This window comes from Limnochorda sp., from assembly GCF_047459355.1.
Taxonomy (GTDB): Bacteria; Bacillota; Limnochordia; order Limnochordales; family Limnochordaceae; genus Limnochorda.
Genome location: NZ_VSCV01000045.1, coordinates 1 through 8,725, shown reverse-complemented (window position 1 = coordinate 8,725; position 8,725 = coordinate 1). Strand labels below are relative to the sequence as shown.

7 protein-coding genes, 1 tRNA gene and 1 other RNA gene are annotated in these 8,725 nt (G+C 71.5%); all 9 read right to left on the bottom strand.

The window, feature by feature from the left end; all coding sequences use genetic code 11:
• Positions 1-205 precede the first annotated feature (205 nt).
• A tRNA-Pro gene (locus tag FWJ67_RS10235) sits at positions 206-282 on the bottom strand.
• A gap of 130 nt (positions 283-412) precedes the next feature.
• Entirely contained in the window at positions 413-1,174 is a 762-nt protein-coding gene (gene rdgB, locus FWJ67_RS10230; RefSeq protein ID WP_304174583.1) for an RdgB/HAM1 family non-canonical purine NTP pyrophosphatase, read from the bottom strand.
• Positions 1,175-1,180: 6 nt separating this feature from the next.
• Positions 1,181-2,050: a ribonuclease PH gene (gene rph / locus FWJ67_RS10225; RefSeq protein ID WP_304174580.1), complete on the bottom strand. Its 870-nt coding sequence runs from the start codon at positions 2,048-2,050 to the stop codon at positions 1,181-1,183.
• Positions 2,047-3,510 carry a UDP-N-acetylmuramoyl-L-alanine--D-glutamate ligase gene (gene murD, locus FWJ67_RS10220; protein ID WP_414482191.1) on the bottom strand — a complete coding sequence of 488 codons (1,464 nt, stop codon included), beginning with the start codon at positions 3,508-3,510 and terminating at the stop codon, positions 2,047-2,049. Before murD ends, rph begins: the two co-directional genes overlap by 4 nt.
• Positions 3,511-3,557: 47 nt before the next feature.
• Positions 3,558-4,139 (bottom strand): GerMN domain-containing protein, encoded by a 582-nt coding sequence (locus tag FWJ67_RS10215; RefSeq protein ID WP_414482190.1) that lies wholly within the window; start codon positions 4,137-4,139, stop codon positions 3,558-3,560.
• Between the two features lie 15 nt (positions 4,140-4,154).
• Complete coding sequence (locus tag FWJ67_RS10210; RefSeq protein WP_414482189.1) at positions 4,155-6,401, bottom strand: N-acetylmuramoyl-L-alanine amidase; 2,247 nt, start codon at positions 6,399-6,401, stop codon at positions 4,155-4,157.
• 162 nt (positions 6,402-6,563) lie between these two features.
• Positions 6,564-6,924: a transfer-messenger RNA gene (gene ssrA, locus FWJ67_RS10205) on the bottom strand.
• A 36-nt stretch (positions 6,925-6,960) separates the two neighbouring features.
• Complete coding sequence (smpB, locus tag FWJ67_RS10200) at positions 6,961-7,419, bottom strand: SsrA-binding protein SmpB (protein ID WP_304174572.1); 459 nt, start codon at positions 7,417-7,419, stop codon at positions 6,961-6,963.
• A 100-nt stretch (positions 7,420-7,519) separates the two neighbouring features.
• A partial coding sequence (locus FWJ67_RS10195) for a diguanylate cyclase (RefSeq protein WP_414482780.1) occupies positions 7,520-8,725 on the bottom strand: 1,206 nt, incomplete at its 5' end.

The window sequence follows — 8,725 nt, the reverse complement described above, 5'->3', positions numbered from 1 at the left end:
GCCCTTCTTCGGGACCAGAGGCCTAGGCTATGGCCGAAGCCGGGCGCCTGAAAGAGCGGAAGGCTAGGAACCAGGGGGACACCAACGCCCGGAGGCGGCTCAGGCCCCCGGGCGCTTTAGCCGCCCCAATGGCGGCCCCTTTTCGCGCCGCGGCCCCCGGTTGGGGTCGCCATTAGGGGCGACCGCCTCCGGGGGCCGAAAAGCATGGTCGGGGTGCCGGGATTTGAACCCGGGGCCTCCTGCTCCCAAAGCAGGCGCGCTACCAAACTGCGCTACACCCCGACGACTGGTGGAAGGACTGCTCCCAGTCTAGCACTCGGCGGGTCGCCCGGTCAAGCGACCGCCCCGCCGCCCCCAGCCCGGCGGGGGAAGCCGGGCTGGAGCCCAACGACCGTCGAGGCGAAGGGCCCCCTCAAGGCTTGCCGTCTTCCGCCTCGCGCAGCAGGCGCTCCCGGGCCTTCCGGACCGCCCGGGCCCGGTGGCTCAGCCGGTTCTTCACCTCAGGCCCCACCTCGCCGAAGGTCTTCTGGAGCTGGGGCACCCAGAAGATGGGGTCGTAGCCGAAGCCCCCGTCGCCCCGGGGTTCGGTGGTGATGTAGCCTTCTACCACGCCCTCCTCGGTCCAGGCCTCCCCCGACGGCCGAACCACGGCGATGACACACCGGAAGCGGGCCGTCCGCTGCTCCCAGGGCACCCCCTCCAGGAGCTTGAGCAGGGCCCGGTTCCGCTCCTCGTCGGTGGCGTCGGGGCCGGCGAAGCGGGCCGAGCGCACCCCGGGGCTTCCCTTCAGGGCATCCACCTCCAGGCCCGAGTCATCGGCCATGGCTGTCTCCAGGGTGAACTCCGCCGCCGCCCGGGCTTTGGCCAGGGCATTGCCCGCGTAGGTCGAGGCGTTCTCCTCCACGTCGGGCGCGCCGGGAAAGGCGTCCAGCCCGTAGATGGGCCAGGGGAAGGGCGCGAGGAGGGTCCGGATTTCAGCCACCTTGGCCGGGTTCCGGGTGGCCAGGACCAGCCAGCCCCGACGGCCTCGCCGGGAGCCGGGCGCTTCCTGCCGGGGCGCCGCCTCCGAGTCGAAGGTGCGTTGGGGCGGGAGGATGCTCTCCGTTGGATGTGGGGCCACCCGCTGGGTCCACAGGGGCGCCCGGACCGGGGGCACAGGCGGCGGGATGCTCACCGGCGCTCACTCCTCCCGTAGGGCCCTGCCGTTCCCTCCGACGGAAGGATCCAGGGCCAGACGCTGGTCAATGCTCTCCAGGATGGTATCGGTCAGAGCGTGGCGCTGCTCCACAAAGAGCCGCTCGATGCCGTGCTCCGCCAGCTTAAGCAGGCGGTTCATCTCGTCGAAGGTGAAGCTCCGCCCCTCGCCCGTCCCCTGGATCTCCACCAGCCGGCCGGAACCGGTCATCACCACGTTCATGTCCACCTCAGCCTGGGAGTCCTCGTCGTAGGTCAGGTCGAGGAGCGGCCGGCCGCCCACCACCCCGACGCTGATGGCGCCCACAAAATCGAAGAGGGGCAGCCGGTCCCACCCTTCCCGCTCCCGCAGGTACTGGAGGGCGTAGCAAAGGGAGACGAAGGCGCCGGTGATGGAAGCCGTCCGGGTGCCCCCGTCGGCCTGGAGGACATCGCAGTCGATCCAGATGGTCCGCTCCCCCAGCTGCTTCAGGTCGACCACGGCCCGCAGGCTCCGGCCGATGAGGCGCTGGATCTCGTGAGTCCGGCCGGAGATCCGCCCCCGGGAAGCCTCCCGGGGGGTCCGCTCCTCGGTGGCCCGGGGGAGCATGGCGTACTCGGCCGTCACCCACCCCTGGCCCGTGCCCCTGAGGAAGGACGGCACCCGCTCCTCCACCGTGGCGGTGGTGATCACCCGGGTCTCGCCCAGCTCGATGAGGCACGAACCTTCCGCGTACTTCATCATCTGGACCGTCAGGCGGACGGGCCGCAGCTCGTGATCAGCCCGGCCGTCGGGCCGGGCCGGGGCGGGGCCGGGGGCGGCCTCCTGGCCCCCCGGAACAGGGGTCTGCTTGGTGGGATCGGTGGGATGGTTCACAGGGGATGGACCTCCTCGCCGCCGGCGGCGGCCGGGCCGCGGGAACCGAGTTGGGCCACCAGCTCCCGGAAGCGGTCCCCGCGCTCCTCGAAGTTGGCAAACTGATCAAAGCTGGCACAGGCCGGGGAGAGCAAGACCCGCTCGCCGGGGCGGGCGAGCCGCCGGGCCAGGGCCACCGCCTCCTCCAGATCCTGCACCCGGTGGATCGCCGGGCCCGGCAACCCCGTCCGGCGTGCTTCCCGGCGGACCGCCTCCGCGATCTTGGGCGCGGTGACGCCCATCAGGTAGAGGTGCTGCACCGAGCGGACCACCTCGTGGGCCAGAGGCTCGAAGGGCAGCCTCTTGTCGTAGCCGCCAGCGATCAGGTGGAGGGGGCGGTCGTTCATGGCCCGGATGCCCACCACCGCCCGCTCCGGGGTGGTGGCGATGGAGTCGTTGATGTACTCCACCCCCGCCACCACCCCCACCGGTTCCAGCCGGTGCCGCACCCCCCGGAAGGTGCGGGCCACCTCCCGGATCCCGTCCAAGGAGGCGCCGGCCAGGCTGGCGGCAACGGCTGCGGCCAACAGGTTGGCCCGGTTGTGGACCCCCGGCAGGCGGATCTCCTCCACGCCCACGATCCGCTGGGGGAGCCGGTCCGGCTCCAGGCGGAGCCAGAGGGCCCCGTCGGCTTCAAAGGCGCCCCGCTCCACCGCCCGCTCCCGGCTGAACCAGTACACTTGGGCGGGCGTGCTGGAGGCCAGGGCCCGGACCGCCTCCTGGTCCCAGTTGAGCACCGCGGCATCCTGGAGCGACTGGAACTCCAGGATCCGCCGCTTGGCCGCCACGTACGCCTCCATAGAGGGGTGGACGTCGAGATGGTTGGGGGTCAGGGTGGTGACCACCGCCACCTGGGGGCTCTTCCGGTGGAGCTCCAGCTGGAAGCTGGAGAGCTCCAAGACCACCCAGCTGGCCGGGTCCACGTGCTCGGCCAGCTCGATCAAGGGCCGGCCGATGTTGCCGCCGACCAAGGCGGGCACTCCCGACCGGCGCAGCATCTCCCCCACCAGGGTGGTGGTGGTGGTCTTGCCGCTGGTGCCGGTGATACCCACGATGGGCGCCGGGCAGAGGCTGAAGAAGAGGTCTGTCTCGCAGGTGAGGCGCGCCCCCCGGGCCTGGGCCGCCTCCAGCTGGGGCAGATCCTTCCGGATGCCGGGGGTGAGGATGAGCAGGTCGGCCCGCTCCACAGGGGCCAGGTAGTCAGGGCCCAGCCAGAGCTCCAGGGGCAGCCGGGCCAGCTCCCCGTACCCCTCCAGCGCCTGGGGGCTCTTCTGATCGCAGGCGATCACCGGCACGCCCTTGGCCAAGAGCCACCGGAGGACCGCCCGGTTGCTGGTCCCCAAGCCGACCACAGCCACCCGGGGCGGGCCAGCGGTGCCCGCCAGCGCCTGGAGCAGCTCGTGGCCTGCCTCCTCTGCCATGCCTCGCCCTCCTCTCGGGCCCCGGACCTGGTGATCAGCGCCGCATCCTATGGGGCCTCGCCAGCAGCGGTGCCTGTCTCCAGTCTTTCCTCCGTTCCCAGGATCATCCCGGGGTCGGGCTCCAGGGGCCGGTCCAGGGCCAGGTGGCCCACCAGCGTCTCCACCCGCTGCCCCTCCACCAGGAACTGGACCCGCTCGATGGCGGGAAGCTGGGTCAGGGTGTGGACCATGCTGTAGACCGTCAAGAGCTCACCCGCCGACCCGCCGGGGTGGTTGTCCACCAGCTCTTGATTCAAGCTGACGGTGGCGAGGGCTCCCTGCACCCGGACCCACTGGACCTCCCCGCCCTCAGGGATGGGGTTCCGGTACCCGGCCAGCTCCCGAGGCCCCTCAAAGAGGGCCTGGAGCACCCCCTCGGGCGTCACCTGGTCCTGAGGCACCCGAACCGGCAGGCCCACCAGGCCCATGGCGTCGGGGGTGGCGTAGTAGACCAGGATCTCCTGCTGGGGCGTCAGCCGCTGGTCGATCGCCTCCTGCCACCGCGTTCCCAGCCAGCCCAAGACCACCACGCCCAGCACCAGGGCGAGAACAGCCAGCAGCTTCACGCCTCGTTGGGGATCGTACGGCATCGCTCCACCCCTCCCTCACCGAGGGTTCTGGGCTCCCGATTCGCTGCGGGGTTCCCCCATCACCCGCTGCCAAAGCTCCGCGGAGTCCGCTTGGTTGAGGGCCTGGGCCGGTCCCGACGCCAGCCGCGCGAAGTACTGGATGATGCCCCGGGCAATGGCCTCCGCCGCCTTCCGGCGGTACTCGGGATCGGCCAGGAGCGCCCGCTCTTCGGGGTTGCTCAAGAAGGAGACCTCTACCAGAATGGCAGGAACCTCCGCGTCCCGCAAGACCCAGAAGTTGTTGGACTTGACCCCCCGGTCCCGGCGCCCCAGGGTGCGGACCAGCTCCTGCTGGACCGCCTGGGCCAGCCATAGGTTGTTGGGCTGCTTGGGCAGGTAGTAGGTCTCCGTCCCCCGGGCCGCGGGATCCGACGCCGAGTTGTTGTGGATGCTGACGAAGAGGTCCGCGTTGAGGGCGTTGGCCAGGGCCGCCCGCTCCCACAAGGGGATGAAGGTGTCGTCGCTGCGGGTCATGGCCACCTGGAAGCCCCGCCCCCGCAGGATCTCCGCCAAAGCCAGAGCGATCTCCAGATTGACCGTCTTCTCCGGCAGCTCCTCGTCGCCTGCCCCGCCGTCCAGCCCCCCATGGCCCGGATCGAGGACCACCAGCCGCTGGCCCACCTGGGGCGGGGCGACGGCGATCACCATCCGGTTGGCCCCCTCCAGGGTGTAGGTCTGGAAGGCCAAAGGCTCCTGGGCCTCCACCACCAGCCGCACCCGGCCGCCGTTGAACTGGCCCAGCCGCAAGGTGACCGGCCGGCCCTCCTGGCCCTCCGCCCCCTCCAGGGTGACGGTCCACTCCGCAGGCGTCAGCTCCCCACCCAGCAGGGTGGCCGGCAAGTCGAAGACCAGCCGGGGCGGTCCCGAGAGCTGGAAGCTCTCCAGCTGGACGGGCTCCTCCGCCTCCAGGGCGAGATAGAGCCAGTTTCCCGCCGTCCGGACCCGGAGCTCCTCGAGGCGGTTGAGCCAGACCACCTCCACCCCGCCCGCCCGCACCGCCTGGGTCCCCCCAGGCTCGGGCGTCCAGCGGATGGCCGCCTCCGGTAGGGCCACCCGGGCCTGAGGCTCCAACTCCACCACCAGGCGGACCACATGGGGCTCAAACTGGCTCATCCGGACGGCCCGGACCCCCTCCACGTCGGGGCGGTCGTACCGTTCCCGGGCCACGGTGGCCCCGTGCAGATCCACCACCAACCGGTCGGGCTCCCGCAAGGGGCGGATCTCCAAGGGCACCCGGCCGGTCACGTCCAGGCCCAGGTGGAGCCGGTCCCCCTCCCACCAGAGGCGGTAGCCGGCCACCGACTCGTCCAGCTCCACCTGGATCACCCGGCTGTCCTCCCGGCGGGCCACCCGGTAGCCCACCGGCGAGGCCAGATCCAGCACCACCCGGACCACGTTGGGCTCAAACTGGGAGGCCCGGGCCCGGAGGATGACGTCTTGGTCCGCGGGCAGCTCCACCAGGGACCGGTCCAGCTGGGCCGGGGCCAGATCGAGGACCAGGCGGGCCGGATTGGCCAGAAGGAGGCTTCGGTGGGCAACGGGACCGCTCGCCTCCACCTGGACCCGGGGGCGGCCCTCGTCGGTCCAGACCCGCAGGCCCAAAATCTGGTGCAGGGGCTCCCCGGGCTGGTCCGGCTCGACGGGCGGAGCTCCCTGGGGGACCGCCTCGCCGCTGGGGGTGTGCCAGGGGGCCGGGTAGGGGAGGGGGCTGGTCTCCGCTCCCCGGTCCTCCACGGTGGTGAAGCGGGCCTGCGCGACGGGCCCCCGGAGGCCTTCGTAGACCCGTTCGGGCAGAAGGGTCAGCTCATCCTGGCCCTGGGGCGCGGCCCGGGGGCGGAGCCGGTACCCCCAGAGGGCCGGATCCCAGTCGAGGCGGAGGCCCAGGGCGGTGGCGAGGGAGACCAGGTCCACATACTGGAGCCCGTCCACCCGCCAGGCCCGGGCGGCCAGGGTGTGGCCGTCGGGAAGCTCCAGGATGAGGGCATCGGGGTCCGGCTGCTCCGCAGCCAGCCGGAGGCCCAAGCGGTGCCCCACCGCCTGGAAGGGCGCGACGGGCTTCCCATCGATCACCCGGACCACCTGGAGGGCTTCCTGCTCCGCTGCCGTGGCGGCGGGCAGGCCAGCCGCGAGGAGGGCAACCAGCAGGAGGCCGGCAGCCCAGGCCAGCAGCGTCCGGCAAGGGGTCCGTCGGGTTGCCGCCCGTTCTGCCACCGCCCCGCCCATGCGCCTCCCCCCAAGCAGGCTCCCAAGAGGGCCAGAAAGGACCATCTCCGGAAGCTTCCGACGTACGATGGACCTTCTTCTCGGTTGGTTCCGAGATTCCTCGCCTGGGAAAGGTTGGAAGGGAGAACCACCGAAAAAGCCCGGCCGGGTGGCCGGGCCCTCTGGTGGAGGCGCAGGGGAGTCGCACCCCTGGTCCAGAAGGACAGAGAGGGGAGTTTCTACGGGCGTAGCCTGTGTATGACCTTCGCCCCGCGGCCTCCCACAGGCAGGATGCCTACGGGGCTATCCCAGAGGAGTGTCCCGGCCCACCCTGGGCGGGGAGGGCCGGTAAGCCTGCCTCCGATGACACCCGACGAGTCTCGGCAGGCGGAGCCCGTCAGGCGCGCGGCTCAGCTAATTAAGCAGCCGCGAGTGCCGGTTGATTGTCGGCAGTTGTCTTTGAATCCACCGTTTAACGAGCAGGTGGGACCTCGACCCGCTTATCTCCGCTCCCCGTTCCCCCTGTCGAACCTAACTCGCCCCCATGCACGTGACTCGTGGGCACCTTAAGTATACCGGCTCAAGCCCGCTGTTTCAACCGGCGCTCGATCTCCCGGGCCGCGTCCCGGCGGGCGATGGCCTCCCGCTTGTCCCAGAGCTTCTTCCCCTGGGCCAGCGCCAGCTCCACCTTGGCCAGGCCCCGGCTGTTGAAGTAGATGCGCAAGGGGATGAGGGTCTTCCCCGCCTCCCGGCTCTTGCCCAACAGCCGGCGGATCTCCGCCTTGTGGAGCAAGAGCTTCCGGGGACGGGTGGGCTCATGGTTCCAGCGGTTGCCGTACTCCCAGGGGCTGATGTGGAGGTTGTAGAGGATCACCTCGCCGTTCTCCACCTTGGCGAAGGCCTCCCGCAGGTTGGCCCGCCCCGCCCGCAGCGACTTGACCTCCGTCCCCTGAAGGACGATGCCCGCCTCGTACCGTTCCAGGATGAAGTAATCGTGGTGCGCCTTCCGGTTGGTCGCGACCACCCGCTCCGCGGCCACCGGACTCCCCCCTTTCCCAGCCCCTCCGGCGGTCCCAGGATACCACCGGCCCGGCGAGGGACGCAAGGGCACGGGGCGGGGGCGCGGCGCCGGCCCCCAGCTACGGGCCGGGGCCAGGGGTCCCGGGGGCCGTCTCCCGGGGCGCCGTAGGGGGCAGCTCGTCGTAGCGGCAGACCCGGTTCTTCTCCCGCTTGGCGTGGAAGAGGGCCCGGTCGGCCGCCTGGAGCACCTCCTGGGCCGTCTCGCCGTGGTGGGGGAAGGCGGCCACCCCCACGCTGATGGTCACCCGGCCCGCCCCCGCCTCCCCCACCGGGAACCGGTGGCGCTCCACCCGCCGGCGGAGGCGCTGGGCCACCTCCACCGCACCGTCCACGTCCGTCTCGGGCAGGATGACCGCAAACTCCTCGCCCCCGTACCGGACCAGGCTGTCGGTGGGCCGCACCTCGGCCTGCATCACCTCGGCCAGCTCCCGGAGGAGTCGGTCCCCCGCGGGATGGCCGTAGCGGTCGTTGTACCGCTTGAAGTCGTCCAGATCGATCATGAGCAGGCTCATGGGGTGGCGGTAGCGGCGGCTGCGGAGGACCTCCCGCTCCATCTCCTGGCGCAGGTAGCGGCGGTTGTACAGACCCGTCAGCTCGTCGGTGAGGGCCTGGCGCAGGGTGGCCTCGTACCGGCCCGCGTTCTCCAGGGCGATGGCCACGTGGTTGGCGAAGGCCATGGCCGTCTCGGCCTCGGCGCGGGTGAAGGCGTTGAGCTGGAAGCGATCCAAGGCGATCATGCCGATCACCCGGCCCCGGCTCAGGAGCGGCACCCCCAGCCACGACCGGGTCCGGTGGTGGGGCGGCCGGCGGAAGATGGGGTAGGCCGCGGGAGCATCGGGGAGAAGGACTGGCCGCCGCTCCCGGATCACCTGCCGGTTGGGGTTCTCCCCACCCAGGGGGAAGGTCATGTTCAGGAGCCCGTCCACGCCGTCGAAGCCCCGGATGGCCACAATCCGGCACCGATCCCCCTCCAGGAGCTGGACGGAGGTGCCGTCGGAGGGGACCAGCCGGGCCAGCTCCTCCAGCACCCGGTCCAGGAGGGCCTCCCACTCCAGGGTGGAGTTGAGGACGGCGGCCACCTGCTCCAGACTCTCCGCCTTCTGGCGGGCCTGGCGCTCCGAGCGGAGGATCTCCTCCCGGGCCAGGACCGCCCCCACGTGGTCGGCAATGGTGGCCATCAAGTGAACGTCCTCCTGGGTGAGCACCCCCGGCCGCCGGCTCTCCACGTTGAGGACCCCCACCACCCGCCCGCCCACCCGCCCGGG

Coding starts and splice junctions, on each gene's coding strand:
- murD (WP_414482191.1), bottom strand. CDS start 3,510: ATGGCAGAGGAGGCAGGCCACGAGCTGCTCCAGGCGCTGGCGGGCACC.
- FWJ67_RS10215 (WP_414482190.1), bottom strand. CDS start 4,139: ATGCCGTACGATCCCCAACGAGGCGTGAAGCTGCTGGCTGTTCTCGCC.
- FWJ67_RS10210 (WP_414482189.1), bottom strand. CDS start 6,401: ATGGGCGGGGCGGTGGCAGAACGGGCGGCAACCCGACGGACCCCTTGC.